Raw genomic sequence first — 21633 nt, forward strand, 5'->3', positions numbered from 1 at the left:
TACACTTTCCAACTTGTTAGACGCCAGAGCTTTAAAAAGGTTACACATTGCTTTACGCTTTATGAATCATTTGTAAAATAAAGTTCGTCAACCGCATCAAGAAATGGATAGCGCGGCTGGAGTTTTTCAGGCACGATACAACTATGAGAAGCCACATAACGTTTTGTTAAAGATTTTCGTTCAGATTGATCATAATACCACGGTATAACATGGGCTGCATCAATGACGTACATTGCTTGTTCACCACCGAAGCGAAGCAGTAAAAATGCCAGCCCACCATGCGCTTTTACTTCTTCAAGGTGTTTTACTTGATGCAAATGCAAGTTTTTTAACGGAAAAGAGGTATGTGATCTCGTTTCTTTTGCTTCAAAGTCAACAGGCATACCGCGATAAATCCCTTGATAATCTGTCGTTGAAGGCTGTCGGAAGTAGGCCTCTGTGATTTTGGCAGCGCTTCGTTTTGGATAATCAACAGATACAATCTGCACAGGTGTTGGCTTTTTGTGAATAAGCGCGCGTCCGGTTTCACGGTAATAGTTAATTGAAGAATTAATGTCTTCTTCAAACCGCATGCCGCGATTGTTATAGTTTTCTTTTTTACGTCCTTGCTGGCTGCTTTGATTGTAACGTCTGCCGTTAGGATACCGAAATGCCATAGCATCACCTTTATCATGTCAATATATGTGCAACCTCAATCGTATATACTAGCATATCGTTTCGACAAAAAGAACCTTCGATTGACCTATGCTGCAAGCAAAACCCTTGTCATAGACAACGTTAGGTAGGTACGTGTTATGATATTATTAGTTCGAGAAAGTGAGGGATAGAATGAATGAAAAGCCAATTAATTTAGGTTTTGGCAATATGATGCCGCCAGGACGGATTGTATCAATTGTCAACTCAGATTCTGCACCGACAAAAAGATTGATTCAAGAAGCGCGCGACCGGAAGATGTTGATTGATGTGACAAACGGCCGGAAAACGCGCAGCATTATTTTAGCTGACAGCGATCATGTCATCCTCTCTGCGATTCAGCCTGAAACTGTAGCACAACGGCTTCATACAACAGACGAGGAAGAATAACATATATAGAATGACGCGTTGTCTTCATTTGGCGCTTTCAATAAAGATGTGCCGGGCGTGAAAACTTACACTGATAGACACGACTTTTGTCAGGCATGCAGGAGTTTTCCTTTTCTTCCCTAATCTTGCATAGTGAGGAATCACTGAAAGGGGAGAGTACTGTATGTACAAAACAAAAGAAGTGGCTGATCATTTCTCAGTTTCCGCTCGGACGGTGCAAAGTTGGATTAAACGATTTAATTTAAATATTCAACACAATGCTTCTGGTCACTATCAGTTCAGTGATCAAGATATTCAAAGCATCGAAGCGGCATTACATGATGAGAAGACGTTACGTACAGAAAAACCAGCACGAAATGATCATGGTTTAGAACATACAGACCGGCTCGAAGAAAAACTGGAATACGTTCTGATCCGCCTAGCTCATGTAGAACGTTTAGTTGAGTCGAAAGCAGATGAGGTTGTAACATTTCAGCTGCTTAAACACCGGCATGACATTGAAGATTTAAAAAAGGCTGTTCAAGTGCTTGAATCTGAAATGACGGTAAGCCGAACGGAAAATAACGGATTAATGACGCTCGAATTAAAAGGGTAATAGAAAGGGAGGGTAATAACATGTCACCTCCGGCAGAGAATTTAAAGCAACAAACGAATACGTTGAAGGCTTACAATGAAGAGGCGGCGAGTGCGTTTAATGAAATTCGAAATTCTGAAAGAGAAGTTGATTTTTTTGTAGAAGTTAAGCCTTTTGTTGATCGTGTCCAAGCAGCTGCTGACCAGTGGCTGGAATCAGCCGAGCAGTGGGTGAAGACGCATCAGCCCCGTGAGGTTTATCCATCCCAACTTAATGATACCCATGAAAATATAACAATTCTTGCTGTTAAAGCTTTTCAGCACGACACGAAAGAGCGCCGCTTTAAAGAGATGGTGCAATCGGTGGAGTATGTGTTAAACAGCCTCCTTCAAGCTGTCGAAGAAGTTGAGGAGGAAAATGGCACATGAGCTTTTTGTTGAGCATGCAGGAAACAAAAGCACGCATCAATGACGGTGAACTGAAACCTCTTGACTGCCGGTTTGTACTTGGTCAACCAGAGGCAGGGCTTGCCGCTTTTGAGCAAGCCCACTTACCTGGAGCTGTGCATTTGGATTTAGAAAAAGACTTGTCTGCTCCGGTAACAATCGAAAGTGGACGTCACCCGCAGCCAAATCGTGCAAAAACGGCTGAGAAGCTCGGTAAATACGGCATAAGTAGCGATGAAGCAGTGGTCGTCTATGATGATCAAAATTTAGCGATGGCTGCTCGAGCATGGTGGGTGCTGCGTTATCTCGGTCACCGCCATGTTTATGTTATGAATGCTTCATTTTCAGATTGGGTAGCTGCAGGTTTACCAGTTGAGCGTGAAGCTCGCAAGGATGCTCCTGTAAATTACGAATTAAGGGAGCCACTTGAGCAACCTGTGTCTGCAGATGATATTGAACGTGAGCATGAGGATCAGGAAGTGGTGCTCATCGATGCTCGTACACCGGAACGCTATCAAGGGGAAGATGAGCCTATTGATCAAGTGGCCGGGCATATTCCCGGCGCAGTAAACGAGCCGTTCTTACAGATGTTAACTGATCGTGGACGTCTCCTTGATGCTGCCAGCTTGAAAAAACAATTACAGCACCGGCAAGACCAGAAACTCATGAACTATTGTGGCTCCGGGGTTACTGCCTGTGTAAATGTACTTGCACAAAGAGAAGCAGGATTAGAGGATGTATACCTGTATCCAGGCAGCTGGAGTGAATGGATCGCTTTACAAAAACATCAAGGTTCTAAATAAAAAGCCAGCTTCTTAAACGAGAAGCTGGCTTCAGACTTTCGACAAAGTACAAAACCAAACATTCATGGACAGCTTATTGCTCCGATCCGCGGGCTGCCGCATGAAGAGGATAAAAACCGAATCATGAACGTAACCTTCACGACAGATGGACGCTTTCCCGAGGGATTGGCTTCAGCTAACTTGTTCGATTTGATTGCCATTCGAACAAGTGAATCTTCAGCCTGCGCTTAATCCTTTGAGAGTCGCCGTCTTTCGTTTCGGTCACTTTTACATTTGTCTTCTGTGAATGGTTCGCTTGATCGTTCATGAAGCATCATGATGAAACTTATTCATGTAGCTATTGCTTGATCGAAAAGATCTCTACAATTCATGACCATCAAATGACACAAGGCTGACAAGCATCGGCGGCGACGCCACCAGGAAAAGCGCGAGCCAAAAATCCCGCAGGCAGTGACTTTCTGCCGAAGTTGAGGCCGTCACGGGGGTGGGAAGACACGGTGAGATCAAGCGTAAGCGTAGATCAAACCGATGTCGCACTTGTGCCCTCCGGGTGCAAGCGTCCGTCGAAAAGCGGCGTCAGTCCACGCTTATCTAAAAAGTTTGTCTACACGCTAAAGCCAGCTTCTTAAACGAGAAGCTGGCTTTTTTAAAAACAACATTTTTTAAAATCTGCCTGATTTGAAGATTGCAAAAAACAACCATAGGAACATAAAAAACGCCACAACAAAGCTGATTTCAATGACAGGCAGGTTCACAAGAAATGAAGAAGGCGCACCAAAGGAAGAGCCAATGATTAAGCCGACCATAATAATACTGAAAGCAAGCAATGTGATACTGAATGAAATTCGATTAGAAATGCGGTCTAACTTGTTTAAGAAGATATCGATTTTCGGAATTTTCATTTCCACGCCAACATGAGATTCATTCAACCGTTTTAAAGCGTCACGAAACTCAGTTGGAATATCACGCATGACTTGCTGCTGGGCTTTAAGTTCCTCTTGAATCTCTGACATCCAAAATTGCGGTTTCAATCGTTGTTTAGCAAGTTCTTTACCATACGGCTCAGCAACTTCAACAATGCTAAGCTCCGGATCAAGCTGAGCGCAGACACTTTCCATCGTAATAATCGCCTTTGCAAGCAGGGTATACTCTTTGTATATAAAGATTTGGTAACGGTGTGCCGTGGAAAAAATATCATTGATCGCTTCACCGAGACGAATTTCTTTAAATGGGCGGTTGTAATACTTAAACAATAAATGTTCTACATCGTCAGCAAATCTATCCTCATCCATATCTTTTGGGATCTCGGCCATATTGTAAATCGCTTTTGCAATTGCTTCTGGATCTCTACGTGTCAAAGCGATCACGTAGTCGACAAATTGCCGCTGCATTTCTTGATTTAACCGGCCGATCTGCCCGCAATCTATAAAGGCAGCTTCTTCAGGTCCGGTAATGAAAATATTGCCTGGATGGGGATCACTGTGGAAAAAGCCATCGATTAAAACTTGGTGTAAAAAAGCATCAGCTAAAGAGCGGGCAAGCTTTTTACGGTTAAGGTTGAAATCTAATTTATGTAACGAAGAAAATTTCTCACCTTCGACCATCTCCATCGTTAAAATGCGTCGGCTGGAGTATGTTTCATAAACGTCAGGGACGTGAATGTTTCGAAACTTCTCCATATTCTTTTGCAATTTATCGGTATTGCGCCATTCAGTATCGTAGTCTGCTTCGGCTCTGATTGCTTCAGCAAACTCTTCAACCATACCTTCAAGTTTGTAATATTGGGCCCAGTGGAATCTTTGTGTTAATAACCGGGCAAGATCCCGGAGCACTTCAATATCTTTTTCGATAATTTCTTTAATATTAGGACGGGCAATTTTAACTGCTGCTTTTGTGCCATCATGGAGTTCTGCGTAATGCACTTGGCCGATTGACGCTGCAGCGAGTGGCTCTTCGTCAAAGCGAGAAAAAAGCTTCTCAAGCGGTGATTCTAAGTCTTCTTCGATCATTGCCTTAGCCTTTTCAAATGAAAAGGGAGCAACGTCATCCTGTAATTTTTCAATTTCACGAACGATGGATGGTGGAAACACATCTTTACGTGTGCTGATCATCTGTCCGAGTTTAATAAAGGTCGGACCTAGCTCTTCCATTGCATTGCGTATACGTGTCCCGACTGAGCGATTATCAAACTCTGTCGGATCTGTAGCAATGCGTTTAGGTAAGGAAAGAACATGAAAAAGTCCGACCTCTTTTAAAATATAACCAAATCCATGGCGTGCAAGGACTGTAGCAATTTTTCGGTAGTGATTCGCATGGCGGAAACCTTTTGTAATTTTCATTTTAAACAGCTACCTTTAATTATGAATCCGTTTTTTCGGAAGAGCTGTTTTCATTAAGTTTAGCTTCGAGTTCAGCAATCCTTGTTTCAAGCTGGCTTACTTCTTTTTGAGTAGCAAAACCAGCATCCTTAAGCATCTCCTGGAGGCGTTCGCGGTTCGCTTCTGTCCATTCCTGCTCAGTTTCTTCCCCTTTTGCAACCATCATTTCGACCCATTCTTCGGCTTCTTTCGGGGTTAAACGGCCTTTGTAAACTAAGTCATTTACGTATTGTTCTACTTTTTCACGCCCGGCTGCGGCAGCACCAATGCCAAGAAAAAAACCTTTTTTTAATACATCATTCATTATTACAGCCCCTCCTTAAATACTTTCATTTCACGCTACAATATTTTCCCTAATTCACGGAGACTTAAACGTGTCCTGCAGTGACAAAAAACACGGCACCTGCACAGGAACCGTGTTTTAGCTACATTAACCATTGTCTTTAAACATTGCGTAAGTTAAAAAGGCGAGGGTGAGAAACGAAAGAGCACCAAGTGACCAAACCAATAAAGCGTCCGGATCTGAGTTTCCGTTATCAGCTGCTGCAGTTGCTGCCGGAACAACAAACAGAAGAAATGCGGCAATTGCTGCGCGAAATGATGTTAACATTGTACTGCCTCCTCTCTATAGGTACGTAGGACGGCGGATAAATATGAATGAGCCGTTCAAACAATGTATGTGTCACTCATCATTATAGAGTTTCCAAACGCTTTTTTCAATTCAAAATCAATTGAATCCACCGCTGTCAAAGTTTTTTTGGCTTACTTTGAAATTAATACCGAAATACTTGTTTATCATAAGTCAAATTGAACGGCTTTCACGCAGTCAAAATCGTGTTATAATAAAAAAGGCTTGAAATGAGAGACGAAAGGACTTATGTATGATGGGTCGTATTCAAATTGAAGATATTATTATTGCAAATCAAACATTAAAAGATGTAGTTCATCACACGCCGTTACAGCGAAACCAAGTGCTATCTGAGCGGTATGAAGCGAACATTTACTTAAAACGTGAGGACTTGCAGGTTGTACGCTCCTTTAAAATTCGCGGTGCGTTTCATTTAATGCACAGCCTTCCGAAAGAAAAACTTGAAAACGGTGTGGTTTGTGCTTCAGCGGGCAACCACGCTCAAGGTGTTGCTTATTCGTGCCAGGAACTAAAGGTGCATGGCAAGATTTTTATGCCGACAACCACGCCGCGGCAAAAAGTGGATCAAGTGAAGTTGTTCGGTAAAGACTACATCGAAGTTATCATTACCGGTGATACGTTCGATGATGCCTACAATGAAGCGATGGAGTGTTGTGAAGAAGAAGGGCGTACGTTTATTCATCCTTTTAATCATGAAAAAATTATCGCTGGGCAAGGGACCGTAGGTATGGAAATTATGAATGATATCGAAGAGCGAATTGATTATTTATTCTCTTCGATTGGTGGTGGAGGTTTAGTCTCCGGTGTTGGTACGTATGTTAAATCCATTAGCCCATCCACAAAAATTATTGGTACTGAACCCCTTGGTGCACCAGGAATGCGCGAATCTTTGGAAAAACAAGAAGTTGTTGAGCTTGATGAAATCGAAAAATTTGTTGATGGCGCTGCAGTTAAAAAAGTTGGTGACGTTACATATGATATCTGCCGTAACGTGCTTGATGATATCGTGCTGGTACCGGAAGGGAAAATTTGTACAACCATTTTAGAACTTTATAATCAAAACGCGATCGTTGCTGAACCTGCAGGAGCTATGCCGATTTCTGCACTTGATTTTTACCAAGATGAAATTAAAGGAAAAACTGTGGTATGTGTCATTAGCGGTGGAAATAACGATATCGGCCGCATGGAGGAAATGAGGGAGCGTTCGATGATTTACGAAGGCTTGCAGCATTACTTTATTATTACATTTCCGCAACGTGCTGGTGCTTTACGGGAATTTTTAGATGAAGTTCTCGGGCTTGATGATGATATTACCCGGTTTGAATACAATAAGAAAAACAACAAATCGGTTGGTCCAGCGCTTGTAGGGATTGAAACGCACTCAAATGAGTCGTATCAACAGTTAATTCAAAACATGAAAGACAAAGGTTTTCATTACGAAGAAATCACAAAAGATAAAAGCATGTTCAATTTCTTGATTTAAATCTGCAAAAGCTGTCCGTAATATTTCGGGCAGCTTTTATTATTAAAGAGAGGGAGGGCTGCTAGTGATTGTGAACTCCTGGTTGAATACTTTTGAATTGATTGCACAACACGATCATGGGCGTCTTGCCGGTAAGCTGGCTCAAGCTTGGGGAGACAAAGATTTTTTGCAGGACAGACAGCGGGAGGCAGTCATCAAAGCCGTATATGATCATGATAAAAGCTGGCTCCCGCTCGATCAACAGCCGCGATGGGATGATGAAAAGCAGACGTTTCTATCTTTTTACGAATATCCATTGGATGAGAAGCTTAAGGCTTATAAGCGTGGTGTTACAGCACTTGAAGAAGAAAATGGATACAGTGCTGCGCTCGTAAGCTTGCATTATACGTCTTTTTTAAAAGGGGAGCTACCTTCTCCGGCGGCGCAGTTTAAGTCGGTTGAACAAAGGCGGCAGTACCGCCTTGCTGGAAATGCTTCGTTACAAGCTCATTTAGATCTTTTACAGTTTTGTGATGATCTGTCTTTGTATGCGCTATTAAATATTCCAGGTATAGATAAAGCAGGCGAGTGGCCATGGTTTAAGCATGGGTTTAGACAAGTATTTTCGTTTTTACAACATCAAACTATTCAAGCGAAATGGTGTAATCGCTGGACGATTCAGCTGTCTCCGTTTCCATTCTCCGCTCCGGTTGATGCTCATATTGATGTGCTGCATGTGAATCGTGAAATCGCGAGCTATTCGCAAGAGCAGGCGCTACGAGAAGCCGTACCCGGTCAACGTCGTTTAAGGTTTTGTGGTTCTCATTCAATGTAGGATAAATTTTTTTATGTTATGATGGATGAACGAAGTGAAAGGAGGCTTATCATGGATTTAACAGGTTTAAAGGTACTTACAGTAACAGATCACGAATTTGAAGATTTAGAGTTAATGTATCCGATTTACCGGCTGCATGAAGCAGGAGCAACTGTTGAAGTTGCCGGACAGGAAAAAGGTAAAACGTATATAGGGAAGTATGGTGTACCTGTTGAAAGTGACATTTCATTTACAGAGATGAAACCAGAAGACTATGACGGCATTCTCGTACCGGGGGGCTGGGCACCGGATAAACTGCGACGTTTCCAGGAAGTGCTCGATGCTGTAAAGCACATGGATGAGAACAAAAAAGTTATTGGTCAAATTTGTCATGCCGGCTGGGTGCTTGCTTCTGCCGATATTTTAAAAGGAGTTAATGTAACAAGCACGCCTGGAATTAAAGATGATTTAATCAATGCTGGTGCTGTTTGGCATGACGAAGAAGTGACTGTCGACGGTCATATCATTTCCAGTCGTCGTCCACCGGATATTCCGGCTTATGGTCGGGCGCTTGTTGAAGGTTTTGCTGCGCAGAAGAAGAAGTAATGACGTTTAGCTCTTTAAAACTCGGGGAAGTTTCGAGTGTAGAAAGGAGCGGATTCATATGGGAAACCTTCATAGGGAAATCGATGAGTTTACACAGGCAGCTGCAGAGTTAAAGAAAGCTTGGCTTGGATTAACCGAGCTTGAGAAAGAAAATTATAAACGACAGTTTCCATTTGATAAAGAATTGACAGAAGTTGTTGATGATATTATGAAATGGCGAGATGCTGTAAAATGATTGCTCAAGGCTCAAATTTACGGAAAGCAAGCTGATTTCATTATCGCTGCTTTCCGTTTTTCTTTGAGGAAGGAGTGCACTTATTATGGAGGTTTTAGAGCGTGAAACGTTAAACGCAAAACTTGAGGAAGAAACTGCATTTTTATTATTTGTGCAAAGTTCGTTTTGCGGGACGTGTCAAGCAGCTGCAAAAGTGCTGCAAGGAATTGAAGTTTATTATCAGATGACAATTGATACAGTTGATATTAATTATGTAAGTGACCTTATTCAGGTGCAGAGTGTGCCGGCTCTTCTCGTGATCAATGAAGGTGAAGTTTTACATACGCGCTACAGAATGTCTCCTGTAAATGATGTAATCAACTGGGTGTGGAACACTTACATAAGTTTAGAAAATTCAGATTTCGGGTAATGATAAAGTAACATTTATAAAGGAGGTTGTGCCCATGCGTTTTAATCATAAAGAATTAGAAAAAAATCAACAAACGCATGCCTCAATGACTCGAGTTCGTGCATTATGGCCGGAACAGGAAGAAGATAGCCGGATGATCGAAGAAGGAGCACTGTATACTATTCAATATTACATGGCCGAGCCTGAAAGTGCGAAAACACCACTTCCACTTGCTTGTCCGATGGTGATGAGCTGGGTGCTCGATCCAGTTGTTCATGAAGAAAGCCGTATGCTTGATGAAGGAGCAATGTATGCGGTGATGTATTATAACAAATCTTGCCAAGAACAAGGTGATTAATTTGCAACGATCTAGAGCAATCTGAGATACTGTATGCACAGTTTCTTAGATGAGGTGAGTTTCATGCAGGCTCCAGAATTTTCACTTTACAATATTAAAACTATGACCGAGGAAAAACTTTCTAACTTTACCGGATCTCCAGTTGTATTAACATTTTTTGCTTCATGGTGTCCGGATGCTCAAGCTGATTTAAATAAGAAAAAAGCCCTTTTTGAACAAATGAATCATTCTGATTTGACATTTGTTGCCATTAACGTCACTGGAAGGGAACGAGAAGAGGGTGATGGTAAACGGTATGCTGAAAACGAAAGCATACCGTTTACCGTTCTTCTTGATGAAGGAACAAAAACGTATGATGCGTACCGGGCAATGGGCGTACCGACAACGGTTCTAATTAAGCGAAATGGTGAAATCCTTAACACTTATCATGATAAAAGCTCGTTTTATCATATATTACAGGGGATTCATGAACTGATTGAAGAAGCATAAAAAGCGGCAGGAAAAATCCTGCCGTTCTTTTAATTGATTCGTCCGGTGGATATAATGGATTTCATTTGTTCGCTATTTGGGTAATCATTGGCATCATACTGCAGCAGCACTTTATTATAATCGTAATCTACCCGGCGGATTTCAGTCGTTAGTTTCCCGTCACTTAAGTCTGTAATAACGTAAGAGGGACGCGAATCCCCGTCGAATGGCAAGCCTACGCTTCCGGTATTGATTAATGTTTTATCATCAATGGTTTCGACGTAAGGTGTATGAACATGACCGTAAATGTAGACATCAGCGTCAGCTTGTTCAAGAATGAACTTCCGCTTTTCATCTGTTGAGTCTTCACGTTTTACCGGATGAAATAAATCTCCCGGAATTGCGTGGAAAGCATGAAATTTTAAGTGATGCACATCTTTCGTTATTGAATGCGGTAGTCTTTCTAAATAATTCAAGTCGTCTTCTGTTAAGCGCTCCACAGTCCATTCATTTTCCTGCTGCATTAAAGGGCGTGCTTTATCAGGAACTTCACCGTTTTGAATACCGCGCACGACCCATAAGTCCGCATTGCCTTGAATAACCCCGGCAGGGAGCGAACGAACTGTTTCTAAAGCATTTTTCGGCTCAGGACCACGGAATACAAGGTCGCCAAGGACATTTATTTCATTCACTTGCTGCTTTTCAATGTCGTTAAGTACTGCTTTTAAAGCTCGAGCGTTTCCGTGAATATCAGAAAGCCATGCAATTTTCATATGTTTCACTCTCCCTTTTTATGTAACTTCTATGCCTATTATACACGAAAGAATGAAAATTCTCGAAAAACAACCTTTACGCCATGCATCGAATTTTCAAACCAAGCGTAATGTTTTAGACCTTCATAAACGTAGGAGAAGGCTTACATCCAAGTTTTCGCTAAAAGTTTCACCGAGTTCACTAACCCTAAGCAGGAAGCTCTGCTTTTGTCCGTTTTTGTATGTTAAAATTTAAATGTGCTCGAATTGTTGTTTTTTGATAAATTAAACTGGAGGGATAATCATGAATATCGTTTCAATTGAGCCGACCCCAAGCCCGAATACAATGAAATTGAATTTGGATTCAGCACTGCCGGCGGGACAGGCAAATAATTATACCCATGAAACAAAACATGAAGCGCCTGAGATGGTTCAGCGCTTATTTGACATTGAAGGCATTAAAGGTGTTTATCATGTTGCTGATTTTATTGCCTTAGAACGGCATCCCAAAGCTGACTGGCAAGTTGTTTTACAAAATGTTCGCTCACTCTTTGGCAGCGGTGAAGAAACGGTGAATGATGCATCAGCAACAGGTGACAATTTTGGTGAAGTCCAAGTCCATCAGCAAGTGTTTAAAGGTATCCCGATGCAGATTAAACTTACTTCCGGTGAAGAAGAAAAGCGTGTCGGCTTGCCGGAGCGATTTTCTAATGCAGCTTTTGCGGCGCAAACTGATGAGGATAATGTCGTCATGCAGCGAAAGTGGGAAGAGCGTGGCGTTCGTTACGGCAGTGATTTAGAAGAGATTGCTGCTGAAGTTTATGAAGAAATAACGGCTGCTTACAGTGAAGAGCGGCTGCAGACGCTTGCTGAACTTGGCCGTACTGAAAAAGAAGCAGCAGTGCAAAAGCAAGAACGTTACATGAAAGTCACAAAAGAGATGCTCGATGACCCGGATTGGAAAAATCGTTATGCAGCCCTTGATCGGATGGACCCAGGTGAAGAGGATTTGCCAGTGCTTGAGAAAGCTCTGCAAGATGAAAAGCCAGCGGTCCGTCGTTTAGCTGTGGCATATTTAGGCATGATCGAAAAGCCAGTTGTACTTCCTTATTTGTACAAAGCTTTGAAGGACAGTTCAGTTACCGTACGTCGCACAGCTGGTGACTGTGTTTCAGATATTGGTGATCCTTCAGCAATGGATGAAATGATTCATGCGCTTGAAGATAAAAATAAACTTGTACGCTGGCGCGCGGCGATGTTTTTATATGAAGCTGGAGATGAACGTGCTGTACTGGCACTTGAGAAAGCTGAAGAAGATAGTGCATTTGAAGTAGCGATGCAGGCAAAGATCGCTAAAGAACGTATTGAGCGCGGAGAAGAAGCTAAAGGGTCGATTTGGAAACAGATGACAGAAGCTGTACAAAATCGTGAATAATCTAATTAAAATAAATGATCTAAAGGAGGAATTATTCATGACTGAACAAGAAATAATTGAAGCTCTAGAAAGTAGTGGACTAGAAGAAGTTTTAGAATTGATTAAAGAAGCAAAAACCGGAGAGCTTGGAGAACTTGAGCTTGCAAAACCACTTGGCCTTTTGCGTGACGAAACATTAAACGCTGAAGTATTAAAGCTGCTTGAAGCTTATGAGGTGGATATCATTTATGTCGACGATGATGAATAATGATCATACCGGCGGCGCCATGCGGGCAGCACCGAAAGAACGCATATCAAAAAAAGCGCTGCCGGTTTGGCGCTTTAAAGGCGGACTTGAGAGTTTGTTCTTTTTAGCTGTACCTGTTGGTTATTACTTTTTAATGAATGCTTTTCAGTATCCACTGTGGCTTATGTATGTGCTTAGCGCCGCCTGGGTTCTTTGGGCGGTAAGTTTAACTTTTATTATTCCTGCAGTGAGGTGGCGACGGTGGCGTTACGAAATTTTAGAGGAAGAAGTTGACTTGCAGTATGGAGTGATAATTGTTCGCCGCACATTAATTCCAATGTCGCGGGTCCAGCACGTAGACACTGAGCAGGGACCGATCTACAGGCGCTATAAATTATCAGCCGTCACGATTTCAACAGCAGCTACAATTCATCAAATTCCTGCTTTAACAGAAGAAGTAGCCGCAGGTATTCGCGACCGGATTTCAAATTTAGCAGAAACTGCAGAGGATGACGATACGAATGAACCAAGGTAGACGCATGCATCCGGCAGCGATGCTCATTTTGTTTTTAAGCCGTATCCGTGAGTTATTGTTACCACTTGTCATTGTTTTCTTTTTCACAGGTGGTTTTAATAATTATGCGCTCTGGATTTTTGGCGCTTTCTTTGTATTTATCCTTGTAACGAGCGTTTGGCAGTGGTTTGTTTATCGTTACGATGCACGTGAACAGGAGCTTGAAGTCCAGCAGGGTTATTTTATTAAAAAGCACCGATACATAAGGCGCGAACGGATTCAAAGTTTTGACCGGACTGCTGGGGTACTCCAGCGGATGTTCGGCTTGGTAAAAGTGAAAGTTGAAACGGCAGGCGGCGGGCAGGCGCCTGAAGTTGAGATTGTAGCTCTGCAAAAGGATGAAGCTGAGCGGATCCGCCGGTTGTTGTTAAAAGAGGGGATAAACAGCGGTGATGAAGAAAATTTGGAGGAAGAAAACCTTCAGGCGCGTACAGATGAAGAACTTCCGAGTTTCCGTTGGCACCTCCCTGTGGGCTGGTTAATGTTAATGGCTGCCACATCAAGCAGTATTGGAATCGTTTTTTCAGCTTTACTTGCTTTGCTTTCTCAAGTGGAACAATTGATACCGATGGCTTGGCGGGAAACATTGTTCGATCAAGCGATCGGCGTTATTATAACCTCAAGTATTTTATTTTTAGCAGGTATAGCTGTGTTTGTATTTCTTGCGGCATGGATCATATCAATAGCCATGACAGCTGTGAAATATGGCCGTTTTAGTGCAGAAAAGCGTGCCGATGAGATTCTTCTGCAACGCGGCTTGCTTGAGCGCCGACAGTTAACCTTAAAAGAACACCGAATTACGGCTGTGCGCATTGTGCAAAACCCGGTACGACAATTATTTGGTTTTTGTACGGTTTATGTAGAAAGCGCTGGTGGGGGTTCAGAAGACGAGCAACAGTCGACGGTGCTCTTGCCGATGGCAAAGCGCGCCACTGTTGTAGCTCATTTAGAGCGGCTATTACCACAATTTCAGTTTGAGCATGAACAAACGGCGCTTCCACAACGAGCGTTGCCGCGCTTTCTCATTCGTATGACAGTTCTGCCCCTTCTAATTCTCGGGCTGCTTGCTTATTTCACCCCAGCATCGTTTTGGCTGCTTGGATTAAGCGGGTTGTTTGCGTTGTTAGGTTGGCGTCAGTTTAAGGATAGTGGTTCAGCATCGACGAATCATTACGTCTTTTTACAACGCCGGGTGCTGCAGCTTTCGCTCGTTATTATACCTCGACATAAAGTACAGGATGCAACAGCAAGTCAGTCACTTTTACAGCGGCAGATGAAGCTTAACACGTATACTGTCTCTGTGCAGAACACGACAAGCGGTCGAGCTTTTTCCGTTAGGGATTTGGACGAAGGTGAAGCTTCACACCTTTTAGCATGGTACTCTTATCATAACCGGCTACAGCATGATAACGATTTATATCTACACTAAAAAACCTCCGCTTTGAGTAGCGGAGGCTTCAGACTGTCGACAAAGTACAAAACCTAAGATTCACGGACAGCTTACTGCTCCGAGCCGCGGGCTGCCGCATAAGAGAATAAAAAACCGAACCATAAACGTAACCTTCACGCCAGACGGACGCTTTCCCGAGGGCTTGGCTTCAGCTAACTTGTTCGATTTAATTGCTAATCGAACAAGTGGATCTTCAGCCTGCGCTTAATCCTCCGGGAGTCGCCGTCTTTCGTTTCGGTCACTGTTACATTTGTCTTTTGTGTATGGTTCACTTGATCGTTCATGAAGCATCATGATGAAACTGATTCATATAACTATTGCTCGATTGCTCGATCGAAAAGATTGCTACCATTCATGACCATCAAATGACGTAAGGCTGACAAGCATCGGCGGCGACGCCACCAGGAACAGCGCGAGCCAAAAATCCCGCAGGCAGTGACTTTCTGCCGAGGGAGTTGAGGTCGTGGCTGGGGCAAGCGTCCGCCGAAAAGCGACGTCAGCCCCCGCTTTCTAGAAAGTTGGTCGATAGTCTAAAACCTCCGCTTTGACTAGCGGAGGTTTTTTATTATGAACAAAAAAGGCTTTTATTTTCCTGCGGCAAATTGATTTGTATACGTGACAATTGAGCGTTTATTTTTATCGGTTGTGCACTCAAATCGATCAAATACAATATCGTCTTCTGTGTTTTTCAATTCACGCTCATATTGATGTTGAACAAGTAACGTCGTTCCTTGTTTTTGATACATTAAAAAGTTAACACCGGAGAAACGATCTTCATTACTAGAGGCAAGCAGTTGGTGCAGCAATTGGTTATGGCATGTTGTTAAGTCTTCTTCAGTGAATCCAAACGAACCTAAAGCATTACTTAACGTCTGACGTGCAGGAACTTCAAGTTCGTTTAATAAAATTTGATAAGGGTCAAAATGACGGCGGTGAATACGCAAGGTGTCACCTTTTGCTGGTTCAACAAGTGAACCATCTTCGGCTTGGAACTTGTAGCCGGATTGATGGTATACCCGGAGCCACTCGTTATCATTTTGCAAAACCTCAAGTTCAAAAGGGCAGCCCTCAAGGTCCATAGGTTCACCGCTGTCGTTATCAATTAAGGCTGGCTTTTGATGTAGCGTGCCGAGTTGATAGTAAACATATGCTTCATCTGTTTCTGTTTTTGCTTGCTTTGCAGGTTGACCAGGATAAAGTTCGTGGTCAATTTGTTGTAGGCGCGCTTCAGTGTTTTCAAGTTCAGAGGCAATTAAAACGCGGTAATCGCCCAGGGCATCATAAAAGCTATTTTGAAAAGAACGGTTTGCATCGATTGATTGTTCGTCAGCCGGCGAGATCTTCGCACCGGAAAGGGTCACTTCATCTTTACCTTGATACGTAAGCTCTTGCAGCGAAACGATATCGTGCAGCGAATGAACGCCTAGAATTTCCACCCGTCCCTGCCAAGTCTTTCGCGGCGGAGTCTCTACTTCTAAAAGTTTCCCTATATAACGGGCAGCTCCGCCGGTGTCTGCGATGACGTAACCACCTTGATGTTCTAATGCTTGTTTCCGGTCCATAATTTTGAAACCTCCACTTGATCGATATCCATAGTTGTCTGCATCGAGCTGTAATCGTTCGACGCCTGTACATAAAAAGTCGGTGAACGCCAAACTGTCAATATCTCATCGTTCAGCATTGATTATACTGAAAAAAAAGGGGATTCTGCAAGCATCAATCCTGACGGAGCCGGTGCATTAACCCCATAGCAGAAATATCAAGATCAAGCCGGATGATTTTTCGAATCGGATGATCATCTGGGACTGTCTGCAATGCCTGTGATTTTTGCAGGTCATTTTCAAGGGTTGCAGCGAGGTGTTCGTTGGTTCCTCCGTTTTTTGCTGTTTCTTCAGCGAAGGCAACAAACCGGCTTAAACGATCATTAACAGCGGCGAAAACTTCTTCAGGTTCACGTGATTCGCCGAAATGGCCAAAAAATACTGTGCTCGGTTTTAAAGAGAACAGCCGCTTCATACTTGTACGCATTGCCTCTTCGTCAAATTGGTTAGGCGAAGTTGAGGGCAGGTATAGTTCTACGCCGTAATGTTCAAGTGCAGGGTAGCGGATGCCGGCTGTGTCTCCTGTGAAAATTCCATTTGTTAAATTGTCATAAATACTAATGTGGTGATAAGCGTGCCCAGGGCTGTTGTAAAAAGTCAGTTTGCGCCCGCCCAGTTCTAAAGATTCCATATCTTTGACAGGTTGCAAGCGTTGCTCAGGAATTGGAATAACAGGAGCAAACAACTCTTCAAACCAATCTCTATAAACTGCGCGGGCCCCGGCAGTTAAACGACTTGGATCGTTCAGGTGTTTAATGGCTTTGTCGTGGGCGAGTACAACAGCGTTAGGGCAGTCTTGTAATAATAGTCCGGCGCCACCTGCATGATCCAAGTGGACATGGGTTAATATGATATAACGAATATCTTCTAATTGATAACCTATTTCTTCAAGCCCTTGTTTTACATAAGGTATAGATAGACTTGGGCCGGTCTCAATTAACGTTAAATCTCCTCCACTTAATACGTAGGTGCCGGTTCGGCCGGGGACTTTCATATCAAATCCGTCAATTAGATGTGTTTGTTTATCAAGCTCATAAACGTTCGTTTCCATGAAAACTCACTCCTAAATTAAGGTTTACGGTAGCGGAGTTCGTTTAGTTTCATCAGCTGTTCCCACCGCTCTGCATAATCCGTTTTCATACGCTCCTGCATTCGTTGCACAGTGAGTTCCATTTGCACCAGGGCTGCATATAAGTTTTCAGTTTCTTCCTGCTGCGTTTGCTCGGTTAACTCATTAAATGTTGAGAGCAACTCGGGTATATCTTTATCAAGCATGCGGCGGAGGTTGTAACGTTCTTCAACATCAAGTTGTTCGTATAATGGGCTTAAATCGGAAGCTGCCTTTAAAAAACGCCGCAATCGCTCACTGACAGGTGCAGGGATGCGTTCATTATAGGTTTTGACAATCCGTTCACAAGCATATAGCTTTTCATCAAGTTCATGACTTCGTTTTAATGGTTGTTCAGTTTCAGCAGCCGGGGTCTGCGTCGGTGTTCCAGCCTTTCTTGTTTCAGGTGAAAGTGTCCCAAGCAGCATTTCATCCAGCTGTTCAATCAATAAAAACACGGTCGTGAACCGCTCGGAATGTTGAATACTGCGGGCGTAAGTGCGGCCGTTTTTAATGTAATGAATGGACGCTTCTTTTAAACGCTTCGACTGGTTTTTTGGTTCGTAGTATTTACGGGTGTAATCGATCACAATACGTTTTGTTACAGCTGCTTCAGCATGCTGGGTTTCATAAGCGGTAAGTTTCATTCGTTTTTTGTTTACTTTTAATTTAAAGCGCATTGTTTGACGATTTCGTTTAAATGTATAATATTGACGTCCAGTTGGTTTAGTAGAAGCATGTTCTACTGCCTGCTCAAGGGCGTGCTCGACATCTTCAATTAAACGAGTACCATGCCGGTCGGTGAAAATGTGATCATCTACCGGCTTTAAATGATCTGGTAAAAACGGCTGCAGCCAACCGTGCTGAATCCACGACTTCATAGATCTCACCTTCTTTAGCTTACAACTATTCTAAGCGTTCCCGCCGGATTTCTTGATTCAGTTCATCAAGTTCAGCAATAAAGGATTTCCCGGATTGGATAATGCGCTCATTTGATGATTCGGTCATTTCGATTGCAGCTTTAACGTCCTCATAAGCTTTACGAAACGTCTCAATCGCCACCGCAGGTTCCTCAAGCGTTTTTAATGTTTCTTCAGTATTAGATTTTAATGTTTCAGCGTTTGATAAAATCATTTGTTCTGTCGTTTCATTCACGTGCTGCACAGCTGAAATTACGTTTCGCTGGTTGCCTAAGGCCATTTGAATAGAAGCTGTAACCGTAATGATGTTTTTCGTCATCGTAATGGCATTAAAGATCGCTTCTTCAAGTTTTTCGTTATTTTCTTTAATAATATCTACTGATGCAAGTGACTGTTGTAGAACCATGACAGCTTGAGCCATATTTTTAATGCGGGTGATGACTTTTTGCTGGGCCTTTTGCAAAGGAGCAGGATTATCTTTCCACTCTTCTTTTTGTTGTTCAGCTTCAAGCATTTCGTTTAATTCTTTTCCGGTTTCAATTTGTTGTTCAAGCTCCTGAATCCTGTCAATCGCAGTTGTTTTTAACTGATCGAGCATCACATTATCTTCTTGCAGCTTGTCCCGTCCTGCGAGGAGCGTTTCAATAATGTTTTCTACTTGCGCTTCAACTGTTTCGTATTTTTTTGCGTATTGTTCCATTGGGCTGCGTCTAAGCAGTTTGTTCATTGTTTTTTTCCAACCGCTTTCCTGCAGATGGTTAGGTTCAAGCTCACTAACAACTTGCTTTAGTTCGTACAATTTATCAGGCAGTTCATTGTCATTTTGATTCATCATATCGCGAACCGGACGTTTTAAAGCTTCCAGTGATTCACCGGCTTGTTCTTGTTCAAGTTCACCGAGTCCGCCGAGTTGGTCGAGAAGCTTATTTGTACCGCCTTCTTCGTGTAATTTCGAAAAGTATGAAGCTGCTTCAGACTTAGATGCTTCTTTAACGTCTTCGGGGATGTTTGTGTCAACCTTCATCGCTTCTTGTTCTGCTTGCTTATCAAGCTCACTCACTCGTAATCCTCCTTCTTAAACCGTTGAATCTTCATGTATTTATTATATCATGAACCGCAATCAGCGTCGCTTCTTGTACGATTTGCCGTCTAAGGGGCGCTTTCTGCTTTTCATTCGAGCGTGAATCATATACGATAAAGAAAGAAGCAGCGTTTCACCGCTCTAAACAAAGGAGGCGGCATCATGTTTCATAAATATTTTACCGTTCGGGAAGCTAATGCTTGCCTGCCGGAAGTAAAAGCGGCTATAGCCCGACTGCAAACATTAGAAAGGGAGTTTGAAAGTAAACACCTTTTGCTTGATGAAACAATAGAAGAAGGAGATCGCTTCATTCTTGAAGCTTCACTTGATTTTATTGACCTTGAAGCTCGTATGGTTGTCAAACATTTAGAGAGCGAAGGTATTTTAGTGAAGAGTATTGCGCAAGGAATTGTTGACTTTCCTGTCATGATTTATGGCAAGCCGATGTTGTTATGCTGGCACCAAGGGGAAGAATACGTTTCTTATGTACACGGTTTAAACGAAGGTTATCATGGGCGCAAACATTTACGTGAATTGTTGGAAAACTGTGAAGAAGATGATTGATCGTTAATAAAGGATGGATGTTTTGTGTGTTTAATTGGTATAGCTTACCGTGTGCATAAAGAGTACCCGCTTGTCATTGCAGCAAACCGGGACGAGTATTATAGCCGGCCCGCATCACGAATGCATTGGTGGCCGGAACTGCCTTACATCTTTGCAGGTCGTGATGAAGTAAGTAAAGGCACCTGGCTTGGCGTGACGAACACTGGCATAATTAGTGCAGTTACAAACATTCGTAAAGGTGAACATACAGGCGGGAGCTACTCACGAGGAACGTTAGTCAGTGAGGCGCTTAAATCAGCTTCTCCACATGCAGCAGCAGCAGAGGCGGCACATCAAGCAGGGAAGTATCATCCATTTAATTTATTGGTAGGTTCAAAAGATGAATTATATTATACTTCGACAGATTCAGCAGATGTTCAGCCTGTTGAACCAGGGATTCATGTTTTAAGCAACGCAGCGTTAAATACCCCCTGGCCCAAAACAGAGCAGCTACGCTCAGCTTTTGCGCAGGCATTTGTTCCACAAGGAGATGTACCCAAGCCAGGTACACTGTTTCACTTTTTATCTGATGAAATGAAACCTCATGATCGAGAGCTGCCTGATACCGGGGTCGGTTTGTCTTTTGAACGCTTCCTTTCACCTGCCTTCATTGATGGTGAAACCTACGGAACACGGTCGCAGACGTTAATTTATGTTCATTACTCAGGTGCGGTAGATGTTTATGAAAAAACGCGTGATCGTGCGTGGCAGACCCATCATGAAAAGTTCGACGTGGTAAACGGAGGTGAAGAGGTTGGCCGAAAATTTCATAGTTGAGACAACCGAAGGCTATAAGCTTCATGCCACACTTTTTTTACCTGAAACTCAAGAGAACACAGTGCCGTTAATGATTTTAGCGTATGGATTTAAAGGTTTTAAAGATTGGGGCATGTTTCCTTATATTGCTGAAGACCTTGCGGAATTAGGTTTCTCTGTTGTAACTTTTAATTTTTCAGGAAATGGCATAAGTGGGCATCACGATGTTTACGATGAGCTTCATAAGTTCGCTGCAAACACATTTCATCATGAGGTTTTGGATATAAAACATATGATAGAAGCTGTACAAAACAAAGAAATTCCTGAAGCAGACAAGATTGATACAAACCGTATATATCTTGCAGGCCACAGCCGGGGTGGGGCAAGTGCACTTTTGTTTCAATCGATGTACGAGGATTTAAAGGTTCAAGGACTGATTTTATTGAATAGTGTCCTTAATTACCGCTTTTTACCTGAAACCTTATATGAAGAGCTTCAAGCAACCGGAGCTTCAAGCGTTTATAATGGACGCACCAAAAGCGATATGCCGCTTCATCGTCCAGTATTAGAAGATGTATTAACACTTGAAACAGGAATATCTTTAATGGACAGGCTACGTCGGCTTCAAACTTCAGTATTCATCATACAAGGAGAGCTGGACCAGGCGTACTTTGTGGAACGTGTAGAGAAGTTAAAGCGTGAAAACCTGGCGCATGTAGATATAGCATTTATCCCCCGCGCCGGTCATACGTTTGAAACCCAACATCCTTTTCAAGGTCGTACAGCGGAGATGAATAAGGTTGTTACGAGTATTACGGACTGGATCAATGAAGCAGAGGGTTATTAATGAGAAGTATATGTAA

27 protein-coding genes are annotated in these 21633 nt (G+C 42.7%); 18 read left to right on the plus strand and 9 right to left on the minus strand.

The features are described 5' to 3' along the window. Nucleotides 1–59 precede the first annotated feature (59 nt). A complete protein-coding gene (gene recU / locus B0H94_RS03540) occupies nt 60–656 on the minus strand; it encodes a Holliday junction resolvase RecU (protein WP_106587866.1) in 597 nt (198 codons plus the stop codon). Between the two features lie 172 nt (nt 657–828). Between recU and B0H94_RS03545 the strand changes: the two genes are divergently transcribed. The 4 genes from B0H94_RS03545 (at nt 829) to B0H94_RS03560 (ending at nt 2906) form a co-directional block, all read left to right on the plus strand. After that, complete coding sequence (locus B0H94_RS03545; RefSeq protein WP_106587867.1) at nt 829–1083, plus strand: DUF370 domain-containing protein; 255 nt, start codon at nt 829–831, stop codon at nt 1081–1083. A 163-nt stretch (nt 1084–1246) separates the two neighbouring features. Continuing rightward, nucleotides 1247–1678, plus strand: a complete 432-nt coding sequence (locus tag B0H94_RS03550; protein ID WP_106587868.1) for a MerR family transcriptional regulator — start codon at nt 1247–1249, stop codon at nt 1676–1678. A 20-nt stretch (nt 1679–1698) separates the two neighbouring features. After that, the gene (locus B0H94_RS03555; protein WP_106587869.1) at nt 1699–2085 is read left to right on the plus strand and encodes a YppE family protein; all 387 of its coding nucleotides are present in this window, start codon (nt 1699–1701) and stop codon (nt 2083–2085) included. Then, the gene (locus B0H94_RS03560; RefSeq protein ID WP_106587870.1) at nt 2082–2906 is read left to right on the plus strand and encodes a sulfurtransferase; all 825 of its coding nucleotides are present in this window, start codon (nt 2082–2084) and stop codon (nt 2904–2906) included. Before B0H94_RS03555 ends, B0H94_RS03560 begins: the two co-directional genes overlap by 4 nt. Nucleotides 2907–3568: 662 nt before the next feature. Here the strand turns inward: B0H94_RS03560 and B0H94_RS03565 are convergent. The 3 genes from B0H94_RS03565 to B0H94_RS03575 form a co-directional block, all read right to left on the minus strand. After that, nucleotides 3569–5245 carry an ABC1 kinase family protein gene (locus B0H94_RS03565; protein WP_106587871.1) on the minus strand — a complete coding sequence of 559 codons (1677 nt, stop codon included), beginning with the start codon at nt 5243–5245 and terminating at the stop codon, nt 3569–3571. Between the two features lie 19 nt (nt 5246–5264). Next, on the minus strand, nt 5265–5588 hold the full coding sequence (locus tag B0H94_RS03570) for a phasin family protein (protein WP_106587872.1): 324 nt from the start codon (nt 5586–5588) through the stop codon (nt 5265–5267). A 126-nt stretch (nt 5589–5714) separates the two neighbouring features. Beyond that, nucleotides 5715–5894, minus strand: coding sequence for a hypothetical protein (locus B0H94_RS03575; protein WP_106587873.1), 180 nt, complete (start codon nt 5892–5894; stop codon nt 5715–5717). A 274-nt stretch (nt 5895–6168) separates the two neighbouring features. On the opposite strand from B0H94_RS03575, the gene ilvA reads away from it, so the two are divergent. The 7 genes from ilvA (at nt 6169) to B0H94_RS03605 (ending at nt 10285) form a co-directional block, all read left to right on the plus strand. Next, nucleotides 6169–7416: a threonine ammonia-lyase IlvA gene (gene ilvA, locus B0H94_RS03580; RefSeq protein ID WP_106587874.1), complete on the plus strand. Its 1248-nt coding sequence runs from the start codon at nt 6169–6171 to the stop codon at nt 7414–7416. Nucleotides 7417–7480: 64 nt separating this feature from the next. Then, nucleotides 7481–8230, plus strand: coding sequence for a DUF3891 family protein (locus tag B0H94_RS03585; protein WP_181315237.1), 750 nt, complete (start codon nt 7481–7483; stop codon nt 8228–8230). 51 nt (nt 8231–8281) lie between these two features. Continuing rightward, complete coding sequence (locus B0H94_RS03590; RefSeq protein ID WP_106587876.1) at nt 8282–8815, plus strand: type 1 glutamine amidotransferase domain-containing protein; 534 nt, start codon at nt 8282–8284, stop codon at nt 8813–8815. A gap of 58 nt (nt 8816–8873) precedes the next feature. Then, on the plus strand, nt 8874–9050 hold the full coding sequence (locus B0H94_RS15090) for a hypothetical protein (protein WP_181315238.1): 177 nt from the start codon (nt 8874–8876) through the stop codon (nt 9048–9050). Nucleotides 9051–9135: 85 nt separating this feature from the next. Next, the gene (locus B0H94_RS03595; protein WP_106587877.1) at nt 9136–9459 is read left to right on the plus strand and encodes a thioredoxin family protein; all 324 of its coding nucleotides are present in this window, start codon (nt 9136–9138) and stop codon (nt 9457–9459) included. A 34-nt stretch (nt 9460–9493) separates the two neighbouring features. Beyond that, nucleotides 9494–9796: a hypothetical protein gene (locus B0H94_RS03600; protein WP_106587878.1), complete on the plus strand. Its 303-nt coding sequence runs from the start codon at nt 9494–9496 to the stop codon at nt 9794–9796. 63 nt (nt 9797–9859) lie between these two features. Beyond that, the gene (locus B0H94_RS03605) at nt 9860–10285 is read left to right on the plus strand and encodes a TlpA family protein disulfide reductase (protein ID WP_181315239.1); all 426 of its coding nucleotides are present in this window, start codon (nt 9860–9862) and stop codon (nt 10283–10285) included. 29 nt (nt 10286–10314) lie between these two features. Here the strand turns inward: B0H94_RS03605 and B0H94_RS03610 are convergent, their stop codons facing one another. Continuing rightward, complete coding sequence (locus tag B0H94_RS03610) at nt 10315–11037, minus strand: metallophosphoesterase family protein (protein ID WP_106587880.1); 723 nt, start codon at nt 11035–11037, stop codon at nt 10315–10317. A 283-nt stretch (nt 11038–11320) separates the two neighbouring features. Between B0H94_RS03610 and B0H94_RS03615 the strand changes: the two genes are divergently transcribed. The 4 genes from B0H94_RS03615 to B0H94_RS03630 are packed head-to-tail and all read left to right on the plus strand — an operon-like array spanning nt 11321 to nt 14680. Next, a complete protein-coding gene (locus tag B0H94_RS03615; RefSeq protein ID WP_106587881.1) occupies nt 11321–12451 on the plus strand; it encodes a conserved virulence factor C family protein in 1131 nt (376 codons plus the stop codon). A 37-nt stretch (nt 12452–12488) separates the two neighbouring features. Further along, nucleotides 12489–12698, plus strand: coding sequence for a hypothetical protein (locus B0H94_RS03620; protein WP_106587882.1), 210 nt, complete (start codon nt 12489–12491; stop codon nt 12696–12698). After that, nucleotides 12679–13212, plus strand: a complete 534-nt coding sequence (locus B0H94_RS03625; RefSeq protein ID WP_245893891.1) for a PH domain-containing protein — start codon at nt 12679–12681, stop codon at nt 13210–13212. The genes B0H94_RS03620 and B0H94_RS03625 overlap by 20 nt, the downstream gene beginning before the upstream one ends. Beyond that, nucleotides 13199–14680: a PH domain-containing protein gene (locus tag B0H94_RS03630; RefSeq protein ID WP_181315240.1), complete on the plus strand. Its 1482-nt coding sequence runs from the start codon at nt 13199–13201 to the stop codon at nt 14678–14680. Before B0H94_RS03625 ends, B0H94_RS03630 begins: the two co-directional genes overlap by 14 nt. Nucleotides 14681–15285: 605 nt before the next feature. Here B0H94_RS03630 and B0H94_RS03635 read toward each other — a convergent pair. The 4 genes from B0H94_RS03635 to B0H94_RS03650 all read right to left on the minus strand — a co-directional run bounded on the left by B0H94_RS03635 (nt 15286) and on the right by B0H94_RS03650 (nt 19390). After that, complete coding sequence (locus B0H94_RS03635; RefSeq protein ID WP_106587884.1) at nt 15286–16263, minus strand: DUF2777 family protein; 978 nt, start codon at nt 16261–16263, stop codon at nt 15286–15288. Nucleotides 16264–16417: 154 nt separating this feature from the next. Beyond that, a complete protein-coding gene (locus tag B0H94_RS03640) occupies nt 16418–17353 on the minus strand; it encodes an MBL fold metallo-hydrolase (RefSeq protein ID WP_106587885.1) in 936 nt (311 codons plus the stop codon). 17 nt (nt 17354–17370) lie between these two features. Continuing rightward, entirely contained in the window at nt 17371–18291 is a 921-nt protein-coding gene (locus tag B0H94_RS03645) for a hypothetical protein (protein ID WP_106587886.1), read from the minus strand. A gap of 25 nt (nt 18292–18316) precedes the next feature. Then, nucleotides 18317–19390 carry a toxic anion resistance protein gene (locus B0H94_RS03650; RefSeq protein ID WP_245893892.1) on the minus strand — a complete coding sequence of 358 codons (1074 nt, stop codon included), beginning with the start codon at nt 19388–19390 and terminating at the stop codon, nt 18317–18319. Between the two features lie 183 nt (nt 19391–19573). Here B0H94_RS03650 and B0H94_RS03655 point away from each other — a divergent pair, with 183 nt between their 5' ends. The 3 genes from B0H94_RS03655 to B0H94_RS03665 are packed head-to-tail and all read left to right on the plus strand — an operon-like array spanning nt 19574 to nt 21617. Beyond that, nucleotides 19574–19975: a DUF2203 domain-containing protein gene (locus B0H94_RS03655; protein ID WP_106587887.1), complete on the plus strand. Its 402-nt coding sequence runs from the start codon at nt 19574–19576 to the stop codon at nt 19973–19975. A 24-nt stretch (nt 19976–19999) separates the two neighbouring features. Next, on the plus strand, nt 20000–20791 hold the full coding sequence (locus B0H94_RS03660; protein WP_181315241.1) for an NRDE family protein: 792 nt from the start codon (nt 20000–20002) through the stop codon (nt 20789–20791). Then, nucleotides 20769–21617 carry an alpha/beta hydrolase family protein gene (locus B0H94_RS03665; RefSeq protein ID WP_181315242.1) on the plus strand — a complete coding sequence of 283 codons (849 nt, stop codon included), beginning with the start codon at nt 20769–20771 and terminating at the stop codon, nt 21615–21617. The genes B0H94_RS03660 and B0H94_RS03665 overlap by 23 nt, the downstream gene beginning before the upstream one ends. Nucleotides 21618–21633: the final 16 nt, after the last annotated feature.

Origin of the sequence: Salsuginibacillus halophilus (assembly GCF_003014715.1) — a bacterium.
Classification (GTDB): Bacteria; Bacillota; Bacilli; order Bacillales; family Marinococcaceae; genus Salsuginibacillus; species Salsuginibacillus halophilus.

Bases quoted from the DNA above. Each gene is read 5' to 3' on its own strand.
- recU (WP_106587866.1), bottom strand. From the start codon at position 656: ATGGCATTTCGGTATCCTAACGGCAGACGTTACAATCAAAGCAGCCAG.
- B0H94_RS03545 (WP_106587867.1), top strand. From the start codon at position 829: ATGAATGAAAAGCCAATTAATTTAGGTTTTGGCAATATGATGCCGCCA.
- B0H94_RS03550 (WP_106587868.1), top strand. From the start codon at position 1,247: ATGTACAAAACAAAAGAAGTGGCTGATCATTTCTCAGTTTCCGCTCGG.
- B0H94_RS03555 (WP_106587869.1), top strand. From the start codon at position 1,699: ATGTCACCTCCGGCAGAGAATTTAAAGCAACAAACGAATACGTTGAAG.
- B0H94_RS03560 (WP_106587870.1), top strand. From the start codon at position 2,082: ATGAGCTTTTTGTTGAGCATGCAGGAAACAAAAGCACGCATCAATGAC.
- B0H94_RS03565 (WP_106587871.1), bottom strand. From the start codon at position 5,245: ATGAAAATTACAAAAGGTTTCCGCCATGCGAATCACTACCGAAAAATT.
- B0H94_RS03570 (WP_106587872.1), bottom strand. From the start codon at position 5,588: ATGAATGATGTATTAAAAAAAGGTTTTTTTCTTGGCATTGGTGCTGCC.
- B0H94_RS03575 (WP_106587873.1), bottom strand. From the start codon at position 5,894: ATGTTAACATCATTTCGCGCAGCAATTGCCGCATTTCTTCTGTTTGTT.
- ilvA (WP_106587874.1), top strand. From the start codon at position 6,169: ATGGGTCGTATTCAAATTGAAGATATTATTATTGCAAATCAAACATTA.
- B0H94_RS03590 (WP_106587876.1), top strand. From the start codon at position 8,282: ATGGATTTAACAGGTTTAAAGGTACTTACAGTAACAGATCACGAATTT.
- B0H94_RS15090 (WP_181315238.1), top strand. From the start codon at position 8,874: ATGGGAAACCTTCATAGGGAAATCGATGAGTTTACACAGGCAGCTGCA.
- B0H94_RS03595 (WP_106587877.1), top strand. From the start codon at position 9,136: ATGGAGGTTTTAGAGCGTGAAACGTTAAACGCAAAACTTGAGGAAGAA.
- B0H94_RS03600 (WP_106587878.1), top strand. From the start codon at position 9,494: ATGCGTTTTAATCATAAAGAATTAGAAAAAAATCAACAAACGCATGCC.
- B0H94_RS03605 (WP_181315239.1), top strand. From the start codon at position 9,860: ATGCAGGCTCCAGAATTTTCACTTTACAATATTAAAACTATGACCGAG.
- B0H94_RS03610 (WP_106587880.1), bottom strand. From the start codon at position 11,037: ATGAAAATTGCATGGCTTTCTGATATTCACGGAAACGCTCGAGCTTTA.
- B0H94_RS03615 (WP_106587881.1), top strand. From the start codon at position 11,321: ATGAATATCGTTTCAATTGAGCCGACCCCAAGCCCGAATACAATGAAA.
- B0H94_RS03620 (WP_106587882.1), top strand. From the start codon at position 12,489: ATGACTGAACAAGAAATAATTGAAGCTCTAGAAAGTAGTGGACTAGAA.
- B0H94_RS03625 (WP_245893891.1), top strand. From the start codon at position 12,679: ATGTCGACGATGATGAATAATGATCATACCGGCGGCGCCATGCGGGCA.
- B0H94_RS03630 (WP_181315240.1), top strand. From the start codon at position 13,199: ATGAACCAAGGTAGACGCATGCATCCGGCAGCGATGCTCATTTTGTTT.
- B0H94_RS03635 (WP_106587884.1), bottom strand. From the start codon at position 16,263: ATGGACCGGAAACAAGCATTAGAACATCAAGGTGGTTACGTCATCGCA.
- B0H94_RS03640 (WP_106587885.1), bottom strand. From the start codon at position 17,353: ATGGAAACGAACGTTTATGAGCTTGATAAACAAACACATCTAATTGAC.
- B0H94_RS03645 (WP_106587886.1), bottom strand. From the start codon at position 18,291: ATGAAGTCGTGGATTCAGCACGGTTGGCTGCAGCCGTTTTTACCAGAT.
- B0H94_RS03655 (WP_106587887.1), top strand. From the start codon at position 19,574: ATGTTTCATAAATATTTTACCGTTCGGGAAGCTAATGCTTGCCTGCCG.